Below are 25,663 nucleotides of genomic sequence, written 5' to 3' on the forward strand. Positions count from 1 at the left end.
GATGACCCCCACCTGGGCCAAGGCACCCGACTTCGCCGATCAGCCCGCGCGGCAGGCCGCGGTGCGGGCCCAGACCACGGTCGACAAGCAGCACTACCTGGACGAGGGCCTGACACCGCTGCGGTGTCAGGCCTGCCAGGCCGGCGTCCTGGTCCGCAAGTCCAGTCAGCACCAGACCTCGGTGCAGTGGACCGAACGACCCGACACGCACTGTCCGGTCTTCGCTCAGCTGTCCGCGCACGGCGCACGGCCCGGTCGGCCGGAATCGTGTCCGTCGCTGGAGAAGTCGATCAAATGGGCAGTCGACGAGGGTGTGCTCGAGGTGCCCGAGTAGTCAGCTGAACGGAGTGCGCGGGCGGTCCTGCAGAACGCCGTCGAGGTAGATGTCGACCTTCTCGTTGTAGAAGCAGGCCAGGCCCGCGACCTTCTGGCTCTCCGGCAGTGGGGTGCGATAGATCCACACGATGTCTTCGTGCACCGCGTCGCCGACCTGGACGTTCCAGTAGTCGGCGGTGCCCTTGTACGGGCAGCTGGTGTGCGTGTCGGAGGCGACGAGCAGATCCATCCGCACATCGGGTAGCGGCAGGTAATACCTTGCGGGCAGACCTGTTTCGAACAGGATGCGCGGTGCGGACGAGTCCGCGACGGTGACGCCGTCGACCTCCACCCGCACGTTCCGGGAACTGCCGAGGATGTCGATCCGGGCATACGGATCACGCGGGTGGACGAAGATCGGCTCGTCTTCTTCGAACCAGTCGAAGGTCTCGAAGTCCAGGCGCACAGCGTCTTTCAGCTCCGTCAACGGTGAATCGAGATACCGTAGCGCGGCGCCGTCGGCCCGCACGCCGTCGATCACCACGTCGTACCCGGTGGAATCGCCACGGCTGGTGGAGTGTTCGGTGATCCCCTTCGGTTCCAGGTCGGCCTCGAGGTCGGTGAGCGGCAGATAGTAGGTCGGGTAGTACGGAATCTCCCAGACGAGCAACGGCCGCAGCGTATCGGCCACCAATCGCCCGCGCAGATACACCCGCACCCGCTTCTGTCCGGCTTCCACCCTGACTCGCCCGCGCTGGTCCTCCGTCATGCCATCGACGCTACGCCCGCCGGCGCCCGACCTCGAGGAGGGCAGGCCGATGCCCATGAACGCGATCACGCTCGCGAAGGCGACGGCCCAGACGGCCTGGGGTTGTCCGGTGGACGGGGCGGTGGTGGCTGCGGCGGCGTCGTCGCGAGTCAACTGGGGATGCTCATCGGCGCTCCTGGTTGCTGCACTGATGACCGCGGGCAACCGCGCGCAGGGCTGTCAGCAGGTCGTTCATGTCGTTGTCGAGCCGGATCAGCCGATCGAGATCGAAATCGGCGAGTCCGGGGGCCATGGCGGCGGCGTAGGCGCGCCTGGCCTCGACGAGGCGGGTCCGGCCCGCCGGGGTCAGTTCGACGAGAACTGCCCGCGAGTCGCGTGGGTCCTTGGTGCGGGTGGCGAATCCGTCGGTGACGAGTCGGCCGATCAGCGCCGTTGCCGCCGGTTGTGAACATCGATCGATTCGGGCGAAGTCGCTGACCCGCAGGCCGCCGTGCTCGTCGAGCACGGCCAGGGCCCGCAGGACCGCACGGGGCAGATCGTCGTCGCTGATCGTCCCGGCGAGCCGGGTGAGCCGACCGGCAGTGACCAACAGGTCGACCACGATGTCGTCCGGGGAGGGCTGCTCTGTCTGCTGCACGCCGTAGATTATTGCATAAGCTAACTATCTAAATCGAGCACAGGTTCGCTATGGGTAGCTCTGCCGGTGGTCGCGGTTCACCGTGATGATCTCGTCGAGGGTGTCGCGGGTGCGCAGCAGTTCGGTGATGCGCTGGTCGAGCTGTTCGCGTTCTTCGAGCAGGCGGGCCCAGGTCTCGTCGGTCTGTTCGGCGCTGGGTTTGTCGACGCACGGCATCAGGTCGACGATGGTGCGGCTCGACAGTCCCGCGGCGTAGAGCCGCTGCAACAGGTGGACTCGCGCGACGGCGTCGTCGGTGTAGGTGCGCTGTCCGCCGCTGCTGCGCGTGCTGGCCAGCAGTCCGTGCTCCTCGTAGTAGCGCAGCGAGCGGACGCTCACACCCGCCTGCTCCGCCAGTTCGCCGATTCGCACTGTGACCTCCCTCATGAATGTAACACCTGACGTAAATGGTAGGTCCTAGCGTCGAGGTATGACAAAGACACTGTTCGAGGCTTACGACCTGGCCGGACTTCGGCTGCCGAACCGTATCGCAATGGCCCCGATGGGCCGGGTCCGCTCCGGGGTCGAAGGTTTGGCGACGCCGTCGATGGCCGCCTACTACGCTCAGCGCGCGACCGCGGGCCTGATCATCTCCGAGGGCGTCCAGCCCAGCCTGCTCGGCCAGTCCAATCCTCGGACGCCGGGGCTCCACACCGACGCCCAGGTCGACTCGTGGAAGCAGGTCACCGGCGCGGTGCATGCCAACGGCGGGCGCATCTTCGCGCAGCTCATGCACGGCGGCCGGATCGGTCACCCCGACACCACGGGCATGCAACCGGTCGGCCCCTCGGCGGTTGCGGCGCGCGACACGATGGTCTTCACGCCGACCGGCCCGCAGCCCGCTCCGATCCCGCGTGCCCTGACCACCGCGGAGGTCGGCGACGAAGCGCTGTCCTACGCGCGCGCGGCTCGCCGGGCGATCGACGCGGGGTTCGACGGTGTCGAGTTGCACGGCGCCAACGGGTATTTGATCGGGCAGTTCCTGTCCAGCAATGCCAATCTGCGCACCGATGGTTACGGCGGCTCGATCGCGGGGCGGATCCGTTTCGCGGCCGAGGCGGTCGCGGCCACCGTGGACGCCATCGGCGCGGGCCGCGTCGGCATCCGGCTCAGCCCGGGCGCGGGTATCTGGGACGCGATCGACGAGGACGTCCCCGAGCTGTACGGGGCGCTGCTGGCCGAGCTCGCCACCCACGACCTGGCCTATGTCCACCTCGAGGCGACGGCCGACGAGGAAACCCTGGTCGGCCTGCGCCGCACGTGGCCGGGCCGCCTGATCGTCAACCCATCGATCCCCGGCGGCCCCGTCCCCGCCGACCGCAAGGCCGCCGAACACTGGCTCGACCTCGGCGCCGACGTGATCAGCTTCGGCCGCGCGTTCCTCGCCAACCCGGACCTCGTCGAGCGACTGCGCGCTGACCTGCCCCTCGACGAGGCCGACGAGGCGACCTATTACACCGGAGGCGATACCGGCTACCTCACCTACGGCGCCTACCGGTATCCGGCGGCAGGCTAGGCGGCGGCTACCGGGCGGCGGCCTGTGCCGAACAGTTCGGCGGTGGCATGGGCGCGCTTGAAGTAGAGGTGGGCGTCGTGTTCCCAGGTGATCGCGATGCCGCCGTGGAGCTGGATGGTCTCGGCGGCGACGGTCGAGAACGTCTCGGTGCAGTGCTGACGGGCGACCCAGGCGTCCTCGGCGACGGTGGCGCTGTGCTCGGCCACGGCCAGCGCCGCCGCCAGCGCCGTCGATTCCGCCGACTCGACCAGCACGTACATATCGGCCATCCGGTGCTTGAGCGCCTGGAAACTGCCGATCGGGCGACCGAACTGCACGCGTGAGGCGGTGTACTCGACTGTCATCTCGAGGCAGCGGCGGGCGGCGCCGACCTGCTCGGCGGCCAGTGCGGCCCAGGCGATCTCACGCAGACGTGTGCGCAGCTCGGCCGGGTCGCCGGTGCCGAGGCCGGTGGCGGGGGTGTCGGCGAAGGTGATGGTGGCGAGTTTGCGGGTGGGGTCGAGCGCCGGAGTCGGGGTGATGGTGACGCCCGGTGCGCCTGCTGTCGTCTCGAACAGGCCGTCGTCGGTCAGGACGAGCAGCAGGTCGGACTGCGCACCGTGCAGCACGTAATGCGCTGTCCCGCTGAGAGTTCCGCCCGCAGCCGAAACCCCGGCCACATCCCAGCCCTCGGCATCGGCCCAGCACAGTGCCGCCGTGCGCGACCCGTCCGCCAGGTCCGGCAGGAGCCGGGCGCACGCCTGCTCGTCGCCGGACAGCAGCACCGCCTGCGCCCCGAGCACTGCCGATCCGAGCATCGGCACACCCGCGAGCGTCCGTCCGAGTTCCCCGACCACGAGCAGGGATTCGACCAGCCCGGCGCCCGCCCCGCCCCACTCCTCCGGTACCGCCAGCGCCGCGACCCCGACCTGCTCGCACAGCATCCGCCACAGTGCCGGGTCGTACCCCAGCTCACTGCCCATGGCGGTGCGCAGAGCAGCGGGCGTCGCGTGCTTGCTCAGTAGCGCCCGCACGCTGGTCCGGAATTCGAGCAGTTCATTCGATGACATGAGATTCCTCAACAGTGGTCGTCAGCTTCGCGGCCCGCAGGTCCGCTGTCGGTGGGTCCGCCGGCGGACCCGATACCGCGCCCCGCCGATCGCGCATTTCGACGCGGCGAGGGCAGCCGGTACCCCCGCCTGCGCGCGCCGAAGCCGCCCCGCCCCGACCTGGACGATTGATCACCAGGCGCTGATGGCTTTTGCTACTCGGCCGATGCTTACCTGAGCGCCTGGTGATCAACGGTCCAACATCGACCCGAGGCGAACCGAGCAGGGTCCGTCGGGCTCGCCGCCACGTCGAGGCGCGTCCTGATGCCGAATCGATCACCGATCCACCGTGCGTCGAGCTGCTCGGCGCCCAAGGGCGGCGTGGGGACTCGGGGTGGACGATCCGCGACGATGGCGACATGGTGTTCAGCTCGCCGGTCGGTCGCGCAGGGCGGTGGCGATGCGGGCGCGGTGGAAATCGGCGGTGCCCCAGGCGGTGCGCAGGGCGGTGACGCGGGTCAGCCACACCGACAGGTCGTATTCGGCGGTGTAGCCGATGGCGCCGTGGACCTGGAGGCCGGCGCGGGCCGCGCGGTGGGCGGCGTCGCCGCAGGCCACGAGGGCCGCGGAGACGTCGCGGGTGCGGTCGGGGGAGTCGAGGGTGAGGGCGGCGCGATACAGCAGCGGTTCGGCCAGGTCCAGGGCGATCAGGACGTCTGCGAGCTGCTGCTTCACCGCCTGGAATTCACCGATCGCCCGGCCGAACTGCTTGCGCTGCTTGGCGTAGTTCGTGGTCTGGTCGAGGATCGCTCGGCCTGCGCCGAGCAGCTGTGCGGCACAGGCGAGGACGCCGTGATCGAAGGCGTAGTCGATCGCCTCCTGGACGTCCTCACCGTCGGCGACCAGCTCGTCGGCCGTGATACCGAACAACTTGCGCGCCGGGTCGATCGAGGCCAGCGGGCTGGGCACGGATGCTCGCGCACCGGTGCTGCCGGAACCGGACGCCGGTGCGGCGCTGCCGCCGGATGCGTCACCGGCGGCGCCCGCAGCGGCTTGGCCGGGTGCGCTCGCCGCATCGGCGGCTGCGGCGTTCGTGGGATCGACTGCCTCGCCCGAATCGGGTGTACGGCGCCCCAGGCTGATCCGTCCGTCCCCGGCGACGAGGACGAGGTCGACGGTTTCGGCATCCAGAGCAATCGAACGCTGCGGCTCGTCGAAGGCGATCGTGCCGAGCAGACCGCCGCCGGTGAGCGCGGGCAGCCATCGCCGGGCGGGCTCAGGATCCGGCAGACCTTGCAGCAGAGCCGGAATCACGGCCGCGGATTCGATGGTCGGCCCCGGGACAGCGGCCCGGCCCAGTTCGACCAGCGCGACGGTGAGATCGACCGGCGTCGCCTCGGCCCCGCCGTACTGCTCGTCGACGAGCAGACCGAACACGCCCATCTCGGCCACCTGACGCAGCAGCGCGCGCCCTTTGCCGGTGTCGCCGTCGGCCCACGCGCGGACCGCCGCGGGTACCTGTCCGGCGTCGAGGATCTTGCGCAGCTCCGCGGCGAAGTCGAGCTGTTCGGTGCTGAGCGCGAATCTCATCGCGGATCTCCTGTGGTCGGGCGGGTGGCACGGCGCGCTGGGTCGCTCGTCTGGGTCATCGCCTGCTCTCTCTCGGCAGGCCGAGGATGCGTTCGGCGATGATGTTGCGCTGGATCTCGTTGGTGCCCGCGTAGATCGGGCCGGAGAGGGAGAACAGGTAGCCGTCGGTCCAGCGGCTCTGCTGTTCGGCGGCGGGGCCGAGCAGGTCGAGCGCGGTCTCGTGCATGGCGATGTCGAGATCGGACCAGAACACCTTGGTGATCGAGGATTCCGCGCCCAGCTGGCCGCCGTCGGTGAGCCGGGTGACCGTGCCGAAGGTGTGCAGGCGATAGGCCTCTGCCCCGAGCCAGGCGTCGACCACCGCGTTGCGGGCGGCGGTGTCGCTCGGGTCGGCGGTCTCGCGCCACAGCTCGATGATCCGCTGCGCGGTGGCGCTGAACCGGCCAGGGCTGCGCAGCGACAGGCCACGCTCGTTGCTCGAGGTGGCCATCGCCACCCGCCAGCCCTCGTCGACCGCGCCGATCACATCGCGATCGGGCACGAAGACATCGTCGAGGAAGATCTCGGCGAAGCCGGGCTCGCCGTCGAGCTGCGGGATCGGCCGCACGCTCACGCCGTCGGCCGAGAGCGGGAACATCACATAGGTCAGCCCGTGATGACGCTGTGCCTCCGGATCGCTGCGGAACAGGCCGAACGACCAGTCCGCGTAGGACGCCCGCGAACTCCAGGTCTTCTGCCCGTTGAGCAGCCAGCCGCCCTCGGTCCGGCGCGCGGTCGACCGCAGGCTCGCCAGGTCGCTGCCCGACTCGGGCTCGGACCAGGCCTGCGCCCAGATGTCGTCACCGCGCGCCATCCGCGGCAGGATGCGCGCCAGCTGCTCGGGGGTGCCGTGCTCGAACAGGGTGGGTGCCAGCAGGAAGATGCCGTTCTGCGCCACCCGGCCGGGTGCGCCCGCGGCGTAGTACTCCTGCTCGAACAGCACCCATTCCAGGATCGAGGCGTCGCGCCCGCCGTATTCGCGCGGCCAGGACACCGCCGAGAGCCGGGCCTCGGCCAGCGTCGCCTCCCACTGGCGGTGCGCTTCGAAACCCGCCTGCGTGTCCATGGAGGGCAGCGGTGCGCGCGGGACGTGGGTGGCGAGGAACTCGCGCACCTCCAGCTGGAACTCCCGGACGGCCGGGTCGATCTCGAGATCCACTTACTTGCTTCCGTTCTGTTCGGTCGCGGCGTTCTTCATCGAGCGGGCGTTCATCCCGCCGAGCGAATCGGCGCCCACTTCGGCGTTGTGCGCGTGCGCGAAATGATGCAGTCCGAAGACCGAGTCCATGCCCGAGCGCATGCCCATCAGGTCCTCGGCCTGGTTGACGGCCTTCTTGGTGAGCGCGAGCCCGAATTGCGGCATGGTGGCGATCTTCTCGGCCAGCGCCATGGTCTCGGTCGCGAGTTCCGCGCGCGGCACGACCCGGTTGACCATGCCCCACTCCTTGGCCTGCGCGGCATCGAAGCGATCACCGGTGAACAGGAACTCCTTGGCCGCGCGCGGGCCCATCACCCAGGGATGCGCGAAGTACTCCACCCCGGGAATTCCCATCCGGACAACGGGATCGGAGAAGAACGCGTCGTCGGAGCAGACGATCAGATCGCACACCCAGGCCAGCATGAGCCCGCCCGCGATACACGCGCCCTGCACCATCGCCACCGTCGGCTTGGGGATTTCGCGCCAGCGCCTGCACATGCCGAGGTACACCTCGGTCTCGCGGGCGAAGCGCTGATCGCCACCGGCGCGGTCGACGTGGTCCCACCACAGCGCGGCCTTGTTCTCGTAGTGCGCGTCGTGGTCGCGCCCCGGCGTGCCGATGTCGTGCCCGGCGCTGAAGTGTTTGCCGTTGCCCGCCAACACGATCACCTTGACCTGCGGGTCCTCGACGGCCCGCACGAACGCGGCGTCGAGGGCGTAGGTCATCTTCGAGTTCTGCGCGTTGCGGAAATCGGGCCGGTTCATGGTGACCACGGCGACCGGCCCGCGCACCTCGTAGGTGATGACCTCGGTCTCGGATTCGGGACTCACGACTTCTCCTCACGTAGCTCACGTTTGAGCACCTTGCCCGCCGCGCTGTAGGGCAGCTGGTCGCGGAACTCCACGAGCCGGGGGACTTTGAAATTGGCCAACTGGGTCGTGGCGTAGGCGATCACCTCGTCGACGGTCAGCGTCGAGCCGGGCTTGCGGACGACGAAAGCCTTGCCCACCTCGCCCATCCGGGTATCGGGCACGCCGACGACCGCCGATTCGGCGACCCCGTCGAGCCGAGCGAGGGTCTGTTCGATCTCGGCGGGATAGACGTTGAATCCGCCGGTGATGTACATGTCCTTGAGCCGGTCGGTGATCTTCAGATAGCCGCGCTCGTTCACCACGCCGATGTCGCCGGTGTGCAGCCAGCCCTCGGCGTCGATCGCCTCGGCGGTGGCTTCGGGATCGTCGAGGTAGCCGAGCATCACATTGGGGCCGCGCAACAGGACTTCGCCGGTGTCGTCGAGGCGGAGTTCGAATCCGGCCATCGGGCGGCCGCAGGTGTTCGCGATGGTCTCGGCGTCGTCGTCGGGGCGGCACATCGTGCCGAAACCGGCGGATTCGGACAGCCCGTACGCGGTGACGACGACATCGAAGTCGAGTTCGTCGCGCATCCGCTCGATCAGCACCACCGGCACCGTCGCCGCACCGGTCACCGCGACCCGCAGCGAGGACAGGTCGTGTTCGGCGCGCCGGGGATGCTCGAGGATGGTCTGGTAGATCGTCGGCGGTCCGGTCAGCACGGTGATCTTCGCGGATTCGATCAGCGCCAGCGCGGCGGGCACGTCGAAGGTGGCCTGCGGGACGATCGTCGCCCCGGTGACCAGGCAGGCGAGGATGCCCGCCTTGTAGCCGAAGTTGTGGAAGAACGGCGGGATCATCAGGTAGCGGTCGCCCGCGCGCACGGTGGAGCATTCGACCCAGCCCCGCACCACGTCGAGCGCCTGCCGGTGCGCGACCAGCGTGCCCTTGCTGCGTCCGGTGGTGCCCGAGGTGAACAGGATGTCGGCGATGTCGTCGGGACCGACCTGCGCGGCCCGCTCCTCACCGACTGCCTCGGTGACCGTCGCGGCCTGTTCGATCAGCTCGGCCCACGGGAGAGTGATGCGCGCCGATTCCGTCTCGGTGGCGGGGTTCGCATCGCTCGGGCTGGACGCGTCCCCTCGCGATGCGGCCGCGGCCGCCGAGGCATTGGTCGGCTCGCCCTCGACCGGGATGACAACGACCGTCCCGATGCCCAGTTTTGGCGCCTCGGCCAGCAGTTCCGCCGCCCGATCGCGCCCGAGGAACGGCCCGGCGACGAAGATCGCCTTCGCGTCGACCCGGCCGAGCACGTCCGCGGCCTCGGCCGCCACGTACCGGGTGTTGAGCGGAACCAGCGCGGCGCCGACGGAATGCGCGGCGAGCGCGGCGACGACCCAGTGGTGGGTGTTGGGCGCCCACATCGCGACCCGGTCGCCGGGGGCGATGTCGCGGGCGATCAGCGCGCGCGCGAGGACGCGCACCCGGTCGAGCAGCTCGTTCCAGGTCAGGCGGGTCGCGCCGTCGATCAGGGCGGGCTCGTCCGGGTGCGCCGCGGCGATGTCTCGCAGCGCCTGCGGGGTGGTCTGTGCAGGGGTTGTCACGGGGTCCTCACCGTTGTGCGGTCGCTGTTCTTGACGAAGCAGCTAACAAAGCAAGTGCTTGGTAGGTTATCCTATCGTTGTGGGTGTGATCCAGAGCTCAGATTCCGATACCGTGACCTCCGACGCGGAGTTTTGCGCGGAAATACGCGATTGGCTCGCCGAGAATCTCGCCGGCGAGTTCGCTGACCTGCGCGGCACCGGCGGACCCGGCCGCGAGCACGAGTTCTTCGAACAACGTCTGGCCTGGGACCGGCATCTCGCCGCCGCGGGCTGGACGTGCCTTGGCTGGCCCGCCGAATGCGGCGGCCGCGGGGCCAGCGTGCGCCAGCAGGTGATCTTCCACGAGGAGTACGCGAAGGCCGACGCGCCCGCGCGGGTCTCGCACGTGGGTGAAGAGCTGCTCGGCCCGACGCTGCTGGCCTTCGGTACCGAGGAGCAGAAGCGGCGCTTCCTGCCGGGCGTGCGCTCGGTCGGCGAACTGTGGTGCCAGGGTTACTCCGAGCCCGGCGCGGGCTCGGACCTGGCCGCGGTCGCGACGACGGCCCGCCTCGACGGCGACAAGTGGGTGATCAACGGGCAGAAGATCTGGACCTCGCTCGCCCACGTCGCCGACTGGTGTTTCGTCATCGCGCGGACCGAGCGCGGCTCGACCCGGCACCACGGCCTGTCCTACCTGCTGGTCCCGATGAACCAGCCGGGCATCGAAGTCCGTCCGATCGAACAGCTCACCGGCACGTCCGAGTTCAACGAGGTGTTCTTCGACGACGCCGTCACCGACGCCGACCTGGTTGTCGGCGCACCGGGCGAGGGCTGGCGAATCGCCATGGGCACCTTGACCTTCGAGCGCGGCATCTCCACGCTCGGCCAGCAGATCCGCTTCGCCCGCGAACTCGCCGACATCGAGGCGCTGGCCCGCCGCACCGGCGCGGCCGAGGACCCGCTGATCGCCGACCGGCTCGACCGCGCCTGGGTGGGCTTGCGCGTCCTGCGCGCCCACGCGCTGCGCACCATGAGCGAAGACGCCGACGACGCGGGCGGCGCTTCGGTGTCGAAGTTGTTGTGGGCCAACTGGCATCGCGGACTCGGCGAACTGGCCATGGCGGTGCAGGGCGCCGCCGGGCTGGTCACCGGAGACGACGACATGACCGCATGGCAGCGGCTGTATCTGTTCAGCCGCGCCGACACGATCTACGGAGGTTCGAACGAAGTGCAGCGCAACATCATCGCCGAGCGTGTGCTCGGCCTGCCGCGGGAGGCGCGCCCGTGACCGGCCCACTGTCCGTTCCCCCGGCGTCGATCCCCGGCCACGGCCTGCTGGCCGGCCGTAAGGCCGTGATCACCGCCGCCGCGGGCACCGGCATCGGCTCGGCCACCGCCCGCCGGCTGCTCGAGGAAGGCGCCGATGTCGTCGTCTCCGACTGGCACGAGCGCAGGCTCACCGAGACCGCTGAACTGCTGGCCAAGGAGTTCCCGGAGCGCACGGTCGCCGCGGTGGTCTGCGATGTCCGCGACACCGCCCAGGTGAATCAGCTGCTCACCGAGGCCGCCGCCGCGCTCGGCCGGATCGACATCATGGTCAACAACGCGGGGCTCGGCGGCGAGACCCCGGTCGTCGACATGACCGACGAGCAGTGGGACCAGGTCCTCGACATCACCCTCACCGGCACCTTCCGCTGCACCCGGGCCGCGCTGGGCTACTTCCGCGGCGCCGGACACGGGGGCGTGCTCGTCAACAACGCCAGCGTGCTCGGCTGGCGCGCCCAGCACGGCCAGGCGCACTACGCCGCGGCCAAGGCGGGCGTCATGGCGCTCACCCGGTGCAGCGCGGTGGAGGCCGCCGAGTTCGGCGTGCGGATCAACGCCGTCGCGCCGAGCATCGCCCGGCATCCGTTCCTCGACAAGGTCAGCTCGTCCGAACTGCTCGACGCGCTCAGTGAACGCGAGGCGTTCGGGCGCGCCGCCGAGCCTTGGGAAGTCGCCGCGACCATCGCCATGCTGGCCAGTGACTACACCTCATACCTGACCGGTGAGGTGGTCTCGGTGAGCAGTCAGCGCGCATGATCAGGGCGGATGGTTCCCGAACCAGGGAACCAAGCAGTTGCTTGGTTGTACGATGTCGGGTGTGACCGCACCCGATACCGTGAAACGCACCCGCCGCGCCGAACTCCTCGACCTCGCCGCCGACCTGTTCGCCGAGCGTGGCCTGCGGGCCACCACGGTACGCGATATCGCCGACTCGGCCGGGATCCTCTCGGGCAGTCTCTATCACCACTTCGACTCCAAGGAGGCGATGGTCGACGAGATCCTGCGCGGTTTCCTCGACGACCTGTTCGGCCGCTACCGCGAGATCGCCACGGCCGGGCTGAGCTCGCGAGAGACGTTGGAAGCCTTGGTGATCGCCTCCTACGAGGCCTTCGACCGCCACCACGCGGCCGTAGCGATCTACCAGGCCGAGGCCAAGAACCTGCGCGACGTCGACCGGTTCGGCTACATCCGCGACTTCAACACCGAGTTCCGCGACCTGTGGCACCGGGTGCTCACCGCCGGTGTCGCCGACGGCAGCTTCCGTCCCGAACTCGACGTGGAACTGGCGTTCCGCTTCCTGCGCGACACCGTGTGGGTCGCAGTGCGCTGGTACACCCCCGGTGGTCCGATCACCGTGAAAAACCTTGCCCAGCAATATCTCACCATCGTGCTCGACGGGCTCACCGTGCCCGAGAGCGGTCCGAAGTAGGAGTTCCCCATGACCGACGAGCGTCGCCCGTACACCCCGCTGCGACAGGCCTATGTGATCGACGCGGTGCGCACCGCGGTCGGCAAGCGTGGTGGCGCGCTCGCCGAGGTACACCCGGCCGACCTCGGCGCCGCCGCGCTGCGCGGGCTGGTCGAGCGCACCGGGATCGACCCGGCTGTCGTCGACGACGTGATCGTCGGCTGTGTCGACAACATCGGCCCGCAGGCGGGCAATATCGGCCGCACCATGTGGCTGACCGCCGGCTACCCCGAGGACGTCCCCGGCGTCACCGTCGACCGGCAGTGCGGTTCCAGCCAGCAAGCCATCAACTTCGGCGCGCAGGCCATCATGAGCGGCACCGCCGAGGTGATCGTGGCGGCGGGCGTGCAGAACATGAGCGCCATCCCGATCTCGGCCGCCATGCTCGCGGGCAAGGAGTACGGCTTCGATTCCCCGTTCGTCGGCGCCACCGGCTGGGACTCCCGCTACGGCACCGGCGAGGTCTCGCAGTTCCGCGGCGCCGAGCTGATCGCCGAGAAGTGGGGCATCACCCGCGAGGACATGGAGCGCTGGGCGCTGCGCAGCCACGAACGCGCCCGCGCCGCCATCGCCGGGGGCCGTTTCGAGGCCGAGATCGTGCCGGTCGGCGAGTTCACCGTGGACCAGGGTCCGCGCGAGACCAGCCTGGAGAAGATGGCGACCCTGCCGCCGCTGGGCGAGGGCAGCCCGCTCACCGCGGCGGTCGCCAGCCAGATCTCCGACGGCGCTTCGGCGACCCTGCTGGCTTCGGAGTGGGCCGTGCGGGAGTACGGACTGACCCCGCGTGCCCGCATCCACCACGTCAGCGCGCGCGGCGCCGATCCGATCTTCATGCTCAGTGCCCCGATTCCGGCGACCCAGTGGGCGCTGGAGAAGACCGGGTTGACCATCGACGACATCGACGTCATCGAGATCAACGAGGCGTTCGCGCCGGTGGTGCTGGCCTGGATCAAGGAGATCGGGGCCGATCCGGCGAAGGTGAACGTCAACGGTGGCGCCATCGCGCTGGGTCATCCGCTCGGCGCGACCGGCGCGAAGCTGTTCGCGACCCTGGTGCACGAGCTCGAGCGCGTCAACGGACGCTACGGCCTGCTCACCATCTGCGAGGGTGGCGGCACGGCGAACGTGACCATCATCGAGCGGCTCGGCGCGGCGGAGTAGCCGGCGGCGGTTGCCTGACCTTGCGAGCAATCGGTCGGTCGTCCAGACTGAAAGGTTGCTCGCCCCCGGTTTCGCGATAACACGTTGCCGCAGTGGGTAAGCCATGTGCTGAAGTGGTGCCGGATGGTGCCACTCGTGAAACAGGGACAGGAATTTCCGAATGGGTTACCCGCCACCGCCCAACCCGTACCAAGGTCAGCCGTATCCGGGCCGGCCGATGCACGGCCAGCCCTATCCGCAGGCGCAGCCGATGCCGGGTCAGCCGTACCCGCAGGGCCAGCCCTACCAGCAGCAGGGGCAGTCCTACCCGTACCAGCAGGGTGGACCGCAGTACGGTGCGCCGGGTGGTTACGGCCAGCCGCCTCGCCCGTCCGGCGGCAACGGCGGCAAGATCGCCCTCATCATCGGTGGCGCGGTCATCCTGATCGCCGTCGCGGTCGGCGCGTTGTTCGCGCTCGGTGGCGGCGGTTCGATCGGCGGTGGCGGCTATGACACCCCGCGCGCGGCGGCTCAGGCATGGGTCGACCAGAAGGGCGACCTCGAAAATCTGGTGTGTGCCGCCGATCGCGACGAGATCGCGAAGTACGAGAACCAGCCCACGCCGACCGGGGTTCCGTCCGGCGGCGACCTCCCGAAGACGACAACGACCTTGCGGAGCGTGGATGTCGCTTCCGGGAGCAAGTCCGGAACCTTCACCACGGCGATGAGCATGACGATTCTCGGCCAGCAGACCACCTCGACCGCGACCTATGACCTGGTCGAGGAGGGCGGAAGCTGGAAGGTGTGCGGAATTCTCGACCCGGACATCACGACGGAGTGAGCTGACGAGACGGCCCTCGGCGGGGCGCCGGGGGCCGTCGGCTCGTTCGCCACCAGAGGGTCACGACCTTCCATCGCTCGAGCATGCCGGGCACATCGCAGGGCGTCCAAGGACTGCGGACCGTCCCCGTGCCTCTGAGCGGATATCCCCTGTTCCCTACGATGAAGCGGTGAAGGTGCTCGGTGCGTGCCCGCTCGACTGCCCCGACGCGTGCTCGTGGGTGGTCACCGTCGAGGACGGAGTCGCGACCGGCTTGCGGGGGAACAAGGAACACCCGGTCACTCGCGGCGCGCTGTGCGTGAAGGTGAATCGGTACCTCGAGCAGGTGGGGGCGCCGGATCGGTTGCGGTATCCGATGCGACGGACCGGGCCGAAGGGATCGGGGCGATTCGAGCGGATCAGCTGGGACGACGCGCTCGACGAGATCGCGAACCGGCTCACCGGCATCATCGACGAGTTCGGCGGCGAGGCGGTCTGGCCGTTCCACGGCACCGGCAGCCTCGGCTATCTCCAGGGCATGGAGGGCTATCCCGGCCGACGGCTGTTCAACCTGCTCGGCGCCTCACACCATCGGCCGACCATCTGCTCGGTCGCGGGCAGCGCGGGTGTGCGCTACACCCTCGGCACCTCCGGTGGGATGGATCCCGAGGATCTCGCCCAATCGAGACTGATCCTGCTGTGGGGCACCAATCCGCTCAGCTCTGGCCACCATGTGTGGAAGTTCATCCAGGACAGCGGCGCCTACCTGGTCTCCATCGACCCGGTCCGCACCAAGACCTCCGAACGCTGCGACGAACACCTCGCGCCGCTGCCCGGTACCGATGCGGCGCTGGCTCTCGGCTTGCTGCACGTGATCGTCGCGCGAGGCGCCCAGGACGACGCCTTCATCGCCGAGCACACCGAGGGCTGGCCCGAATTCCGCGACCTCATCGCCGAATACACCCCGGAGCGGGTCGCCGCGATCACCGGACTCGCGGTCGAACAGATCGTCGGACTCGGTGAGCGCATCGCCCGCACCAGGCCCACCGCGATCCGTGCCTCTCAGGGCATGCAGCGGCACGCGGGCGGCGGCATGGCCCTGCGGGTGCTCGCCTGTCTGCCCGGCGTCACCGGCGACTGGGCGATTCCTGGTGGGGGCCTGCACTATTCGACGAGCGGGCACTTCCGCCTCGACCTCGCCGCCCTGGTCCGCGACGATCTCCTGCCGCATCCGGTGCGCACCCTGTCGATGACCAAGCTCGGCGAGAACCTGCTCGAGACCGAGAATCCGCCGGTCAAAGCGCTGTTCGTGATCGGAGCCAATCCGGTCGGCTCGAATCCGGACCAGCGCAGGGTGATCGAGGGGCTCTCCCGCGAAGACCTGTTCACCGTGGTCCTCGAGCATTTCGGCACCGACACCGTCGACTACGCCGACATCGTCCTGCCCGCCACCATGCAGCCCGAACACCTCGACGTACTCGCCGGATACGGCCACCTCTACCTGATCTGGAACGAGCCGGCCATCGAGCCGCCGGGCGAATGTCTTTCCACCACAGAGACTTTCCGCCGCCTCGCGCGCCGTCTCGGTCTCACCGAACCGGCCCTCTACGACTCCGACGACGAACTGATGCGGCAGTTGCTCACAGGCCACGATCTCGACCGGCTCCGGGCCGACGGCTTCCTGAAGGTCCAACCCGGACCCGTCCCCGCGGGCACACTGCAATTCGTCTCCGCGCGTGCCGAACTCGCCGGACATGACCCGCTGCCCGCCTACACCCCACCCGCTGATCCGGGCGACGGCCTCGTACTCATCTCCGCCGCCTCCCAGTATTTCCTGAACACCATCTTCGGCTCCAATCCCGAATTGCGGCGCCGCGCAGGCGAGTCCCGCATCACCCTGCACCCCGACGACGCGGCCGCCCGCGGCATCACCGACGGCGCCCCGGTCCGCGTCGCCAACGCCCGAGGCTCCTTCGACTCCATCGCCGAGATCTCCGATCGCGTCCGCCCCGGCGTCGCCGCCACTCCCAAGGGCCGCTGGGCCAAATTCTCCGGCGGCGCCACCGTCAACGCCACCATCGCCGAACGCGATGCCGACTACGGCGGCGGTGCGGTCTTCCACGACAACCGCGTCGAGGTGTATCCGCGGTGATTCCCGGAGCGCGGTGGTCACTTCACGCTCAGCGTGTGCCGTCTGGCTCCACGGCGGAGGAAACCGAAGCGGTCTGAACGAGAGAAGCGCCGGACCGGATGCGCACTTCGTGGGTGCTGCATCCGATCCGGCGCTCGGCCGCCCAGTGTGCTGACAGTGGCTTGTCGTCAGCGGGGGTCGACGACCGGTTCGGTGGTGAGTGCCGCGACGGCGGTGATCCGCTCGACGGCGTCGGTGACGATCTGGTCGATCAGCTCGGCCACGGTCGGCAAGCTGTCGATGATGCCGGTGACCTGGCCCGCGGGCAGCACGCCCGCGTCGGTGCGGCCCTCGACCAGACCGGCCTTGGTGAGCATGGCCGAGTTCGCCGCCATCACGACCTGCGACCAGGTGAGGTCCTTGGTCTTGCGCATGGCCAGGCCGTCACGCATCAGGGTCGACCACTTCATCCCGGTCATGGACTTGAACTTGGCCGCATTGCCCACCGCCGCCGACAACCCGCGCCAACCACCGGAATGCTCCAGCTTCTCGACCAATTCGGTGTTCAGCATCCGGTGCGGCATGCCGTCGACCTTCACCGACACCACCGTGTCACCCAGTCCGCGCGCCAGGTACTCCTGCTTCACGGCCTCGGGAACCGTGCTCTCCTGGGTGAGCAGGAAGCGGGTGCCCATCGCGACCCCGGCGGCACCATAGGACAGCGCGGCGGCGAGACCGCGCCCGTCGAAGAAGCCGCCCGCCGCGACCACCGGAATGTCGACCGCGTCGAGTACCGACGGCAGCAGCAGCGTGGTGGCGACCGGACCGGTGTGCCCACCGCCCTCGCCACCCTGCACGATCACCGCGTCGGCACCCCACGATGCCACCTTCACCGCGTGCTTGGCCGCACCGATCGAGGGAATCACCACCACACCGGCATCTTTGAGCCGGGCGATGAGCTCCTTCTTCGGCGCGAGCGCGAAGGACGCGACCCGCACCTGCTCCCGGATGAGCAGCTCGATGCGCTCGGTGGCATCGGTCGCGTCGGCGCGGATGTTCACGCCGAACGGCTTGTCGGTGAGCGACTTGGTCTTGGCGACCGCCGCTTCCAGCTCCTCGAAAGTCATGGTGGCCGAGGCGAGAATGCCGAGACCGCCCGCGTTCGCGGTGGCCGCGACCAGCCGAGGACCGGCGACCCAGCCCATCCCGGTCTGCACGACCGGATGTTCGATCCCGACCAGCTCGGTCAGCGGAGTCCGCAGTCGCGCGCTCACGCCGCCACTTCCTTCTCCCGGAAACCCTTGGGGTCGAGAACGGTTCGGATGATCCGCAACTCCTCCTCGGTCGGCAGCCGGGTCTCGCCCGCCTCGGCGAGCCCGGCGATCTCGAAGGAGGTGTTCTCGGCGACCTCGTCGGCGCCGACGCCCGGGTGCAGCGACAGCGCGCGCAGCGTGTGGTCGGGACCGTTGAAGTCGAACACGCCCAGATTCGTCACCACGCGATGCAGGTGATGGAATCGGTATGCCGGATTGTCGGGATCGACGCGGTCGTAACCGATTCCGGAGATGATGTCGACCTGGTCGACGAACACCCGCTTGGTGTGGCGCGGCACGAAGTAACTGGTGGCGTGGTTGATGGTGTTGCCCGGCGCGCCACGCACACCGAACATCTGCCGCTTCGGCTGCTGCAGCGGACCGAAGGCCGACAGGTTCTGATTGCCGAACCGGTCGATCTGATTCGCGCCCATCACCACATGCCGACGACCCGAGGCGACCACGTCGAACACCTTCGAGAACGGAATCCAGCCCTCCACCGGCGCTTTGGCCCCGATCGCGGGAACTTCGGCGAAGAACAGCGCCTCGCCGTCGGACAGCAGCAGGTCGGGTTCGAAGGTGAGCCGGGCCAGCCGCGCCCCGATGGTGGTGACCGTCGACATCGGGCTCGCCATGATCTCGCCCGCCCCACGGAAGATCTCCGCGGCAGCGACGACGCAGACTTCGGCACGGGTGACACTCATAGTTTCTGCTCCTCGGCGAAAGCGTGGACAGCGGCCTGGTATTCGGTCTCGGGCACATCGAGATAGCGGCCCTTGAACTCGGCCCAGGACTCCGGCGTCTGCGCGGCGGCCACATAGTGCTTCTGGAACTTCTCGTCGCGTCCGTAGCTGCCGGAGAAGGTGAAGTGCGCGCCACCGGGCGACTCCACCACGCCGTCGACCAGCATCCGGTTCAGGATGATCGCCTGCTGCGGAACGGCTTTCACCAGCTCCTCGGTCTCGACCAGACGATCGGCCGAGACATAGCGCCGCTCGGCGGCCAGACAGTAGAGGTCGTCGAAGTAGGGATCGACGCCGGTGTAGGCGGCATTGCCGTGCTTGTCGGCCAGATCCAGGTGCACGAACGCCGCGTCCAGATTCAGCGCGGGCATCGCCACCAGGGTCTCCACGCGCCCGTCGGCGGCGGGATACGGCGACGGGATGGTCGCGAGCTCGCCCTCCCAGAAGTCGAGCACCGCCGAACCGAGCCCGGCCCGGATCGGCAGGAACGGCAGCCGGGCCGCGGCCGCCTGCAGCCCGCACTTCACCATGCCCTCGTCCATCTCGCGCACGGTGATCGCGCCCTCGGTGCGCGCTTTGGCGAACCACGGATCGTAGAAGGGCGCCGAATCCAGCGAGACGAACCCGTAGTACGCCTTGCGGACCTTGCCCGCCGAGCACAGCAGCCCCAGATCGGGCCCACCGTAGGTCACCACGGTCAGGTCGGTGACATCGGAGCGCAGCAACGCGCGTACCAGCGCCATCGGCTTGCGCCGCGAACCCCAGCCGCCGATGCCGATCGTCATTCCGCTGCGCAGTTCGCCGACGACCTCGTCGAGCGTCATCCTCTTGTCGCGCATGGTGTCTACTTCTCCTTCTTCTGCGCGGCGAGATCGTCGTCGAAGCGCGCCCTGATCTCGTCGGCCACACCGGCGAGGTTGAGTTCCATCGTGAAGCCCTGTTCGTAGCGGTAGGACCGGTGCACGTCCTGCACATCGATGCCGTTGAGCGCGCGCTTGGCCGCCCGGATCACCCGGCCGTCCTTGTCCGCGATGTTCTTGGCGACCTCCATGGCGGCGGCATCGAGTTCGTCGCGCGGCACCACCTTGTAGACCGAACCGAAGTGGTGCAGCTGCTGGGCGGTGAGCTTGCCCGCGGTGTAGAACATGGTCCGCATCAGATGCTGGGGGACCAGTCGCGCCAGGTGGGTGGCCGCGCCGAGCGCGCCACGGTCCACCTCGGGCAGGCCGAAGGTGGCGTCGTCGGAGGCCACGATGACATCGGAGTTGCCGACCAGGCCGATGCCGCCGCCGAGGCAGAAGCCGTTGACCGCGGCGATCACCGGCACCTCGCAGTCGTAGACGGCGGCGAAGGCGTCGAAACAGCCGTGGTTGGCGCGGATCAGCGCCGTGTGGCCGACATCGGCGTTCATCTCCTTGATATCCACGCCGGCGTTGAAGCCGCGCCCCTCGGCGCGCAGCACGACCACGCGGGTCCGTTGATCGCGCCCGGCCTCTCTGACCGCATCGGCCAGGGCGAACCAGCCATCGGACGGTAGTGCGTTGACCGGCGGATAGTCGACGGTCACGACGTCGACGCCCTCGGTTTCGGTGTGACGGTGTATCCCCATCGCGGTGTCCCATCGTGCACGCCTCGGCGAACCCGAGACAAAGCAAGCAATTGCTTGGTAGGTTAGCATGGTGGCTGTAGAAATCGACCTTTCCGAGCAGATCGTTCTGGTGACCGGCGGTGTGCGCGGCGTCGGCGCCGGAATCAGCCGGGCCTTCCTCGCCGCGGGCGCGACGGTGCTGACCTGCGCCCGCAGGCCCGCCGACGAACCGATCACCCTCGGCGATCGCGGCACCGAACACTTCACCTGCGATGTGCGCGACGCCGACGCGGTCGCCGCGCTGTTCGAGCAGATCCTCGACCGGCACGGCCGGATCGACCACGTGGTGAACAACGCCGGTGGCGCGCCCTTCGCGTTGGCCGACGCCGCGAGCCCCCGGTATCACTCGAAGATCGTCGAGCTGAATCTGCTCGCCCCCCTACTCATCTCGCAGCAGGCCAACGCGGTGATGCAGAAGCAGGACGCGGGCGGGTCGATCGTGATGGTCACCAGCGTCAGCGGGCACCGGCCCTCGCCGGGCACCGCCGCCTACGGCGCGGCCAAGGCCGGCCTGGACAACTTGGCCACCTCGCTGGCCGTCGAATGGGCGCCCAAGGTGCGCCTGAACTCGATCGTGGTCGGCCCGGTGGAAACGGAACTGAGCCACCTGCACTACGGCGATGCCGACGGCCTGGCCGCGGTGGCGAGCACCGTCCCCCTCGGCCGTCTCGCCAGCCCCGCCGACGTCGGCTCGGCCGCTGTCTTCCTTGCCTCACCGCTGGCCGCCTACATCAGCGGCGCCGCCCTGCTGGTCCACGGCGGCGGCGAACGCCCCGCCTTCCTGGACGCCGCCAACGCGAACCACTGACCGCCACCACCCCACACTGAACACCAAGAGCCACCCACTCCCGCGACTGAACACCCCCACCTCACACAACAACGCCACCCACCCAACCCACTCACCACGGGTTTTCGGCCGCCTCGCATCCGAAGGGCGAGACGTACCGCCGAAGGCGCAGTATCGCCCTTCGGGTGCGAGGCCCCCCGGGCCGAAAACCCCGCGGCGCCAGCCGCCAACAAACACAGGAGCTTCACAATGGATGATCAGCAGCAGATCTGCGCGGGACGCACGGTGATCGTCACCGGCGCGGGGCGGGGGATCGGTCGCGCGCACGCGCTCGCCTTCGCCGCGGCCGGTGCGCGCGTGGTGGTCAACGATGTGGGCACGGCGCTCGACGGTGCCGCGACCACCGAGACGCCCGCGCAGCTGGTCGTCGACGAGATCGTCGCGGCCGGGGGTGAGGCGGTGGCCAACTATGACGATGTCGCCGATTGGGAGGGTGCGCGCAGGCTGATCCGGCAGGCCGTCGACACCTTCGGCGGGCTCGACGTGCTGGTGAACAATGCGGGCTTCGTGCGCGACCGCATGCTGGTCAACCTCGGCGAGGACGAATGGGACGCGGTGGTCCGCGTGCACCTCAAGGGCCACTTCGCCACCATGCGTCACGCCGCCGAGTACTGGCGCGGAGAGTCGAAAGCGGGTCGCCCGGTCGATGCCAGGGTGATCAACACCAGCTCCGGCGCCGGCCTGCAGGGCAGCGTCGGGCAGGGCAACTACGGCGCCGCGAAGGCGGGTATCGCGGGACTCACGCTCACGGCGTCGGCCGAGTTCGGCCGCTACGGCGTGACGGTGAACGCCATTGCCCCCGCCGCCCGCACCCGGATGACCGAGACCGTGTTCGCCGACACCATGGCCGCCCCGGATTCCGGCTTCGACGCGATGGCTCCGGAGAACATCTCGCCGCTGGTCGTGTGGCTCGGCAGCACCGAGTCGGCGGGCGTGACCGGTCGGATGTTCGAGGTCGAGGGGGGGAAAGTGGCGTTGGCCCAGGGCTGGCGGCACGGCGCTCCGGTCGATCGTGGCGCCCGCTGGAACCCAGCCGAGCTGGGTCCGGTGGTCGCCGAACTGATCGAGAAGAGCGTGCCGCCGGAGCCGGTGTACGGCGCATAGCAAACTCTCCGGGTGTGGGCTGTGGGAAAGATCCCCGGCCTGCGCTTATGGGGAGTAACGCAAGTTCAGGGGGCTGGACGACTCTTGCCCCCTCCTGCGGGCATCCGGCAGTGGGTTTACTATGGGCTACTGTTCGTCGATCCCGGAATGTGTCGCGACCGGGGGTAATTCTGCGCTGAAAACATAAGGGGATGATCTAGCGCATGGCCATTGGTCGCATGTTGCGCGTTTTTGCCGCTTCGAGTGTGCTGGCCGGCTGTGCTCTACTCGGGCCTGCGGCCGCCGTCGCAGCCCCGGGTAACCCATCGGCTCCTGCCGAGCAGGTGCCGGGGAATGGAAGCAGTGGTCAGGGCGACAGCGGCCAGAACCCTGGTGGCCAGACCCCGGGGAACGGTCTTCCTCGTGAGCTGAGACTGCCGGGAAACGGCAGCAGTGACGGCCCGGCGCAGGGCACACCCGCTGACGGCCAGGGCGCGGCCCCCGTTGAGCCGCCATCGGGTGCGCCGGTTGCAGACGACGAGTGGGCACCGCTCACGATTCCAGGGCAATCACCCGCCGACATCCCGAAGAAAGAGGTCGCGGGCACCGGTTCCGCGTCGGGGTCGGCCGCTGTCGGTTCGGCCGCGGGCGCGGGTTCGGCAGGCGCCGCCGCGGTCCTCGGCACCGGTTCGGCTGGTCTCGGCGTGCTGCTCGGTACCGGTTCCGCGGGTGTCGGCGCTCTGCTGGGTACCGGCTCGGCCGGCGCCGCCATCCTGCTCGGTACGGGTTCGGCAGGCGCTGCCGCGGTCCTCGGTACGGGTTCCGCCGCCGGCGCCGCCGTGCTCGGCACCGGCTCCGCCGCAGTCGGTTCGGCCGCGGCGGGTACCGGTTCGGCCGCCCTCGGTACCGGCTCCGCTGTCCTCGGAACAGGTTCTGCCGCAGTCGGTTCCGCCGGTGTCGGCTCGGCGGGCGTCGGTTCCGCCGGGGTGGGATCGGCCGCTGTCGGTTCGGCCGCTGTCGGCTCCGCGGCGGTGGGTTCGGCCACGCCGCTGCTGTTGCTGCTGATCCCTATCCCGTCGGTTCCCGCGGCTCCGGCCTTACCGCCCCTCGCCATACCGCCTTCCCCTGCCGCGCCCTCGGTGCCCGCCGTGCCGAATGTCGCTGTGGCGGCGCCGGTTCCCGCTGCCGAGGCACCCGCCCCCGAGGCGCCGCCCGCGGCCACCGCCGCGGCGCCGCAGGCCGCGCCCAGCCACGAGGTCATGCCGACCAGTGACAACAGCGGGCTCCCCGAGCCGAAGCTGCTGTCGGTGATCGGCGGCCTGATCGCGCTGACGCTGGCCGGAACCGGTTCGGGCGCGGTGAGTTTCCAAGGTGCCGCGGCCGCCCAAGCGCGGGTGAACGCGGCGCGTGCCGAATTCTTCGGACCCAGGTCGTGAGGGGATCTTCGATGAGCAGGAGCAAGACCCAGTCCACCTCGCGGTCCTACCGACGCGTCGCCGCCGCGGTGGACGCGGTGTGCGCGGTCGCCGCCGATTTCGACGCGACCACCCTCGATGAGGTGGTCGCGGCGGTCTCACTCGAACGCGACCGCGAAATCGAGATCACCAGTGCGCAATTGGGCCCCGGTGTGTGTGGGCAGCGCCGGTTCTATCCGGAACGCGACATCATCGTCCTCGCCGACGCCCTGCCCAGCCGCGACCACACTCTCGCCCACGAACTGGGCCACATCGTCTTCGACCACGAAGGCGCCCCCGCGGTGGAGACCACGCTCGAGGTCAGCGACGACCTGATCGCCTACATGCTCAGCCAGCGCGCGCACGCCCAGATCGTCGACGACGGTCTCGACGATCTCGCCGAGTGGGAGGCCGAGACCTTCGCGGCCATGCTGATGACCCGGCTGCGCGTGTTCAACAACCGGGGCGCAGGCGTCTCGGTCCTTCGATTCGATGAGGCACTCGGATGACACTCTGGTTGACAGCCCTGCTGGTCTGGGTTGCCGCGGGTGCGCGAGTGGGTCGTGTGCTGGTCAAGCCCGCGACAACCGCTCGCGTCGCCATCGTCGTCGCGGTCGCGGCCGTCGCGCTCGCCGCGACCGTCGCCATCCCCGACATCGCGGTCGCCATCGACAATCTGCTGCCCGGCGGGGTGCGTAGCGGGTGGTTGTCCACCGGCATCGTCACCTCGGCCTGGATTCTGTTCACCACCGCGACCTCGGTGGTCGCCTCGGCGGCCTGGCCGGTGGTGTCGCGGCGCAATCTGCGCCAGGTCGCCCTGGTCGTCTACAGCATCGGCGCGCTCGCGATCGCCATCACGCTCGGCTGGTCGTTCACCTTCGGCTGGATCGTGGTCGCCCTCGCCGCGGTGTTCATCGTGACCACCGGTCTGCGCAACCTGGACTGGACCACGCTCGGTCGTGGCATCGCGATCTACACCGCGGGCACGGCGCTGGTCGCCGTCCTCGCCGTCGCCAACGCGGGCCGCGGTTTCTCCGACGCCGCGCCCACCCCGCCCGGTGAACCGACCTGGGGCTGGCAGGCGTGGGAGATCGCGAGCCTGCTGATCGCCTTCGGCGCGGTGTCGATCGTGGTCGAGCTGTGGTGGCGGGCGCGGATCCTGCTGCGCCGGATCCGGCCGCTGCACCGGCTGATGGTCGCGCGGTTCCCCGATGTGGTCGCCCCCGAGCAGAACGCCACTTCGACGCAGCTGAAGGCCTCCGATCACGTTGCCCAGGTGATGGACGCGTTGTATCTGCTCTCCGGCAGCGGCATCCTGATCCCTGCGGCCGGTGAGCCCCCGGCCTCGGTGCCCGAGCGCGCCGCGGTGGTCGCGGAGTGGGCACGAAATCCGTTGGGGGAGTTGTTCGTCGACGCGCGCTGGATCGCCCCGCCGCCCGGCGTGAGTCCTCGTGGCTGGGTGTTGGCGCTGGCGAGCGAGTACGACGCGGCGGTGGCCGCCGCGGGCACGGCGCCGCGCGGTGCGGCCGCCACCAACTGAGGAGAAACCAAGAAAACGGGCCTGAGCTGGTGATTTCTCACCGTCTCAGGCCCGTTGTCTGCGTATCCGATATGTCACGGCCGCACCCAGGACACCATCAGGTGCGTCAGGTCGGCCGGTGTGTGGATCCTATTCTGTTCCGTCCGGAGGAATTTCGGGCAAGCCTTCGCTGGCCCGCAACTTCTCCGCCATCGAGGTGAGCAGATTCTGTGATTCTTCGGAGAGGTCGAATGCCCTGCTCGACAGTCGACGCAACCCGTAGCCCTGCAGCTGCGCGAGCAGCTCCAGGTCGTGATCGATCTTGGCCGCGTAGATGTCGTTGAAGAAGTAGTCAGGCTTGACCTTGAAGAACTTCGCCAGGGCGGCCACCGTCTCGTCAGACGGGTTCGTACGTTGTCCCGACCGCAACTGCGAGAGATACGGCTTCGAGATCGGATGCCCGGAGGCAGTCAGCGCAGCCGCAACCTCTGCGTTGGTGTGCGGCTTGCGCCCCGGGGGATGCACGGTTTCGAACAGCTTGTTCAGCCGCGCCGCGAAATCAGCCATTGTGAGCCGCCCAATTCCCTTCACTGTACTAACAGTCG

26 protein-coding genes are annotated in these 25,663 nt (G+C 69.2%); 13 read left to right on the forward strand and 13 right to left on the reverse strand.

Annotated elements, in window-relative coordinates; genetic code table 11:
- The first annotated feature begins 1 nt into the window (after nt 1).
- Complete coding sequence (locus tag BOX37_RS02220) at nt 2-334, forward strand: hypothetical protein (protein WP_071926012.1); 333 nt, start codon at nt 2-4, stop codon at nt 332-334.
- Here BOX37_RS02220 and BOX37_RS02225 read toward each other — a convergent pair whose 3' ends face one another.
- The 3 genes from BOX37_RS02225 to BOX37_RS02235 are packed head-to-tail and all read right to left on the reverse strand — an operon-like array spanning nt 335 to nt 2,147.
- Nucleotides 335-1,237 carry a DUF427 domain-containing protein gene (locus tag BOX37_RS02225; protein WP_240505172.1) on the reverse strand — a complete coding sequence of 301 codons (903 nt, stop codon included), beginning with the start codon at nt 1,235-1,237 and terminating at the stop codon, nt 335-337.
- A gap of 10 nt (nt 1,238-1,247) precedes the next feature.
- On the reverse strand, nt 1,248-1,721 hold the full coding sequence (locus tag BOX37_RS02230; protein WP_071926014.1) for a MarR family winged helix-turn-helix transcriptional regulator: 474 nt from the start codon (nt 1,719-1,721) through the stop codon (nt 1,248-1,250).
- Nucleotides 1,722-1,769: 48 nt separating this feature from the next.
- On the reverse strand, nt 1,770-2,147 hold the full coding sequence (locus tag BOX37_RS02235) for a MerR family transcriptional regulator (RefSeq protein WP_071926016.1): 378 nt from the start codon (nt 2,145-2,147) through the stop codon (nt 1,770-1,772).
- Between the two features lie 43 nt (nt 2,148-2,190).
- On the opposite strand from BOX37_RS02235, the gene BOX37_RS02240 reads away from it, so the two are divergent.
- The gene (locus tag BOX37_RS02240; RefSeq protein WP_071926017.1) at nt 2,191-3,276 is read left to right on the forward strand and encodes an alkene reductase; all 1,086 of its coding nucleotides are present in this window, start codon (nt 2,191-2,193) and stop codon (nt 3,274-3,276) included.
- On the opposite strand, the gene BOX37_RS02245 is transcribed toward BOX37_RS02240, so the two are convergent.
- The 5 genes from BOX37_RS02245 to BOX37_RS02265 all read right to left on the reverse strand — a co-directional run bounded on the left by BOX37_RS02245 (nt 3,273) and on the right by BOX37_RS02265 (nt 9,587).
- Nucleotides 3,273-4,325: an acyl-CoA dehydrogenase family protein gene (locus BOX37_RS02245; RefSeq protein WP_071926018.1), complete on the reverse strand. Its 1,053-nt coding sequence runs from the start codon at nt 4,323-4,325 to the stop codon at nt 3,273-3,275. The genes BOX37_RS02240 and BOX37_RS02245 overlap by 4 nt on opposite strands.
- Nucleotides 4,326-4,730: 405 nt before the next feature.
- Nucleotides 4,731-5,894: an acyl-CoA dehydrogenase family protein gene (locus tag BOX37_RS02250; RefSeq protein WP_071926019.1), complete on the reverse strand. Its 1,164-nt coding sequence runs from the start codon at nt 5,892-5,894 to the stop codon at nt 4,731-4,733.
- Nucleotides 5,895-5,949: 55 nt separating this feature from the next.
- A complete protein-coding gene (locus tag BOX37_RS02255) occupies nt 5,950-7,092 on the reverse strand; it encodes an acyl-CoA dehydrogenase family protein (RefSeq protein ID WP_071926020.1) in 1,143 nt (380 codons plus the stop codon).
- Nucleotides 7,093-7,962, reverse strand: coding sequence for an enoyl-CoA hydratase (locus BOX37_RS02260; RefSeq protein ID WP_071926021.1), 870 nt, complete (start codon nt 7,960-7,962; stop codon nt 7,093-7,095). It lies immediately after the preceding gene.
- Nucleotides 7,959-9,587: a FadD3 family acyl-CoA ligase gene (locus tag BOX37_RS02265; protein ID WP_071926023.1), complete on the reverse strand. Its 1,629-nt coding sequence runs from the start codon at nt 9,585-9,587 to the stop codon at nt 7,959-7,961. Before BOX37_RS02265 ends, BOX37_RS02260 begins: the two co-directional genes overlap by 4 nt.
- A gap of 79 nt (nt 9,588-9,666) precedes the next feature.
- Here BOX37_RS02265 and BOX37_RS02270 point away from each other — a divergent pair, with 79 nt between their 5' ends.
- From BOX37_RS02270 to BOX37_RS02295, 6 genes are all read left to right on the forward strand, one after another.
- Nucleotides 9,667-10,854: an acyl-CoA dehydrogenase family protein gene (locus BOX37_RS02270; protein ID WP_071926025.1), complete on the forward strand. Its 1,188-nt coding sequence runs from the start codon at nt 9,667-9,669 to the stop codon at nt 10,852-10,854.
- The gene (locus BOX37_RS02275) at nt 10,851-11,648 is read left to right on the forward strand and encodes an SDR family oxidoreductase (protein WP_071926030.1); all 798 of its coding nucleotides are present in this window, start codon (nt 10,851-10,853) and stop codon (nt 11,646-11,648) included. The genes BOX37_RS02270 and BOX37_RS02275 overlap by 4 nt, the downstream gene beginning before the upstream one ends.
- Before the next feature lie 52 nt (nt 11,649-11,700).
- Nucleotides 11,701-12,321: a TetR/AcrR family transcriptional regulator gene (locus BOX37_RS02280; protein ID WP_156910237.1), complete on the forward strand. Its 621-nt coding sequence runs from the start codon at nt 11,701-11,703 to the stop codon at nt 12,319-12,321.
- A 9-nt stretch (nt 12,322-12,330) separates the two neighbouring features.
- Nucleotides 12,331-13,521, forward strand: coding sequence for an acetyl-CoA C-acetyltransferase (locus BOX37_RS02285; RefSeq protein ID WP_420811572.1), 1,191 nt, complete (start codon nt 12,331-12,333; stop codon nt 13,519-13,521).
- 160 nt (nt 13,522-13,681) lie between these two features.
- A complete protein-coding gene (locus BOX37_RS02290) occupies nt 13,682-14,341 on the forward strand; it encodes an Rv0361 family membrane protein (RefSeq protein ID WP_156910238.1) in 660 nt (219 codons plus the stop codon).
- 169 nt (nt 14,342-14,510) lie between these two features.
- Nucleotides 14,511-16,472, forward strand: a complete 1,962-nt coding sequence (locus BOX37_RS02295; RefSeq protein ID WP_071926034.1) for a molybdopterin-containing oxidoreductase family protein — start codon at nt 14,511-14,513, stop codon at nt 16,470-16,472.
- A 167-nt stretch (nt 16,473-16,639) separates the two neighbouring features.
- Here the strand turns inward: BOX37_RS02295 and BOX37_RS02300 are convergent, their stop codons facing one another.
- From BOX37_RS02300 to BOX37_RS02315, 4 genes are read right to left on the reverse strand one after another with little or no spacing between them, the layout of a single operon-like run.
- The gene (locus BOX37_RS02300; RefSeq protein ID WP_071926036.1) at nt 16,640-17,725 is read right to left on the reverse strand and encodes an NAD(P)H-dependent flavin oxidoreductase; all 1,086 of its coding nucleotides are present in this window, start codon (nt 17,723-17,725) and stop codon (nt 16,640-16,642) included.
- Nucleotides 17,722-18,468, reverse strand: a complete 747-nt coding sequence (locus tag BOX37_RS02305) for a CoA-transferase subunit beta (RefSeq protein WP_071926040.1) — start codon at nt 18,466-18,468, stop codon at nt 17,722-17,724. The genes BOX37_RS02300 and BOX37_RS02305 overlap by 4 nt, the downstream gene beginning before the upstream one ends.
- A complete protein-coding gene (locus tag BOX37_RS02310; RefSeq protein ID WP_071926042.1) occupies nt 18,465-19,346 on the reverse strand; it encodes a CoA transferase subunit A in 882 nt (293 codons plus the stop codon). The genes BOX37_RS02305 and BOX37_RS02310 overlap by 4 nt, the downstream gene beginning before the upstream one ends.
- A 5-nt stretch (nt 19,347-19,351) precedes the next feature.
- Nucleotides 19,352-20,116, reverse strand: coding sequence for an enoyl-CoA hydratase family protein (locus tag BOX37_RS02315; protein ID WP_071926043.1), 765 nt, complete (start codon nt 20,114-20,116; stop codon nt 19,352-19,354).
- Between the two features lie 67 nt (nt 20,117-20,183).
- Between BOX37_RS02315 and BOX37_RS02320 the strand changes: the two genes are divergently transcribed.
- The 5 genes from BOX37_RS02320 (at nt 20,184) to BOX37_RS02340 (ending at nt 25,079) form a co-directional block, all read left to right on the forward strand.
- Complete coding sequence (locus tag BOX37_RS02320; protein ID WP_071926045.1) at nt 20,184-20,963, forward strand: SDR family oxidoreductase; 780 nt, start codon at nt 20,184-20,186, stop codon at nt 20,961-20,963.
- 228 nt (nt 20,964-21,191) lie between these two features.
- Nucleotides 21,192-22,106: an SDR family oxidoreductase gene (locus tag BOX37_RS02325; protein ID WP_071926047.1), complete on the forward strand. Its 915-nt coding sequence runs from the start codon at nt 21,192-21,194 to the stop codon at nt 22,104-22,106.
- Between the two features lie 203 nt (nt 22,107-22,309).
- Nucleotides 22,310-23,521 (forward strand): hypothetical protein, encoded by a 1,212-nt coding sequence (locus tag BOX37_RS02330; protein ID WP_156910239.1) that lies wholly within the window; start codon nt 22,310-22,312, stop codon nt 23,519-23,521.
- 11 nt (nt 23,522-23,532) lie between these two features.
- Complete coding sequence (locus BOX37_RS02335) at nt 23,533-24,048, forward strand: M78 family metallopeptidase domain-containing protein (RefSeq protein ID WP_071926052.1); 516 nt, start codon at nt 23,533-23,535, stop codon at nt 24,046-24,048.
- The gene (locus tag BOX37_RS02340; protein ID WP_071926054.1) at nt 24,045-25,079 is read left to right on the forward strand and encodes a hypothetical protein; all 1,035 of its coding nucleotides are present in this window, start codon (nt 24,045-24,047) and stop codon (nt 25,077-25,079) included. The genes BOX37_RS02335 and BOX37_RS02340 overlap by 4 nt, the downstream gene beginning before the upstream one ends.
- Before the next feature lie 129 nt (nt 25,080-25,208).
- Here BOX37_RS02340 and BOX37_RS02345 read toward each other — a convergent pair whose 3' ends face one another.
- The gene (locus BOX37_RS02345; RefSeq protein ID WP_019044759.1) at nt 25,209-25,625 is read right to left on the reverse strand and encodes a helix-turn-helix domain-containing protein; all 417 of its coding nucleotides are present in this window, start codon (nt 25,623-25,625) and stop codon (nt 25,209-25,211) included.
- Nucleotides 25,626-25,663 lie beyond the last annotated feature (38 nt).

Origin of the sequence: Nocardia mangyaensis (assembly GCF_001886715.1) — a bacterium.
In the GTDB taxonomy this organism is placed as follows: domain Bacteria; phylum Actinomycetota; class Actinomycetes; order Mycobacteriales; family Mycobacteriaceae; genus Nocardia; species Nocardia mangyaensis.

Coding starts and splice junctions, on each gene's coding strand:
- BOX37_RS02220 (WP_071926012.1), top strand. CDS start 2: ATGACCCCCACCTGGGCCAAGGCACCCGACTTCGCCGATCAGCCCGCG.
- BOX37_RS02235 (WP_071926016.1), bottom strand. CDS start 2,147: ATGAGGGAGGTCACAGTGCGAATCGGCGAACTGGCGGAGCAGGCGGGT.
- BOX37_RS02240 (WP_071926017.1), top strand. CDS start 2,191: ATGACAAAGACACTGTTCGAGGCTTACGACCTGGCCGGACTTCGGCTG.
- BOX37_RS02245 (WP_071926018.1), bottom strand. CDS start 4,325: ATGTCATCGAATGAACTGCTCGAATTCCGGACCAGCGTGCGGGCGCTA.
- BOX37_RS02250 (WP_071926019.1), bottom strand. CDS start 5,894: ATGAGATTCGCGCTCAGCACCGAACAGCTCGACTTCGCCGCGGAGCTG.
- BOX37_RS02280 (WP_156910237.1), top strand. CDS start 11,701: ATGTCGGGTGTGACCGCACCCGATACCGTGAAACGCACCCGCCGCGCC.
- BOX37_RS02285 (WP_420811572.1), top strand. CDS start 12,331: ATGACCGACGAGCGTCGCCCGTACACCCCGCTGCGACAGGCCTATGTG.
- BOX37_RS02290 (WP_156910238.1), top strand. CDS start 13,682: ATGGGTTACCCGCCACCGCCCAACCCGTACCAAGGTCAGCCGTATCCG.
- BOX37_RS02305 (WP_071926040.1), bottom strand. CDS start 18,468: ATGAGTGTCACCCGTGCCGAAGTCTGCGTCGTCGCTGCCGCGGAGATC.
- BOX37_RS02310 (WP_071926042.1), bottom strand. CDS start 19,346: ATGCGCGACAAGAGGATGACGCTCGACGAGGTCGTCGGCGAACTGCGC.
- BOX37_RS02315 (WP_071926043.1), bottom strand. CDS start 20,116: ATGGGGATACACCGTCACACCGAAACCGAGGGCGTCGACGTCGTGACC.
- BOX37_RS02320 (WP_071926045.1), top strand. CDS start 20,184: ATGGTGGCTGTAGAAATCGACCTTTCCGAGCAGATCGTTCTGGTGACC.
- BOX37_RS02325 (WP_071926047.1), top strand. CDS start 21,192: ATGGATGATCAGCAGCAGATCTGCGCGGGACGCACGGTGATCGTCACC.
- BOX37_RS02330 (WP_156910239.1), top strand. CDS start 22,310: ATGGCCATTGGTCGCATGTTGCGCGTTTTTGCCGCTTCGAGTGTGCTG.
- BOX37_RS02335 (WP_071926052.1), top strand. CDS start 23,533: ATGAGCAGGAGCAAGACCCAGTCCACCTCGCGGTCCTACCGACGCGTC.
- BOX37_RS02340 (WP_071926054.1), top strand. CDS start 24,045: ATGACACTCTGGTTGACAGCCCTGCTGGTCTGGGTTGCCGCGGGTGCG.
- BOX37_RS02345 (WP_019044759.1), bottom strand. CDS start 25,625: ATGGCTGATTTCGCGGCGCGGCTGAACAAGCTGTTCGAAACCGTGCAT.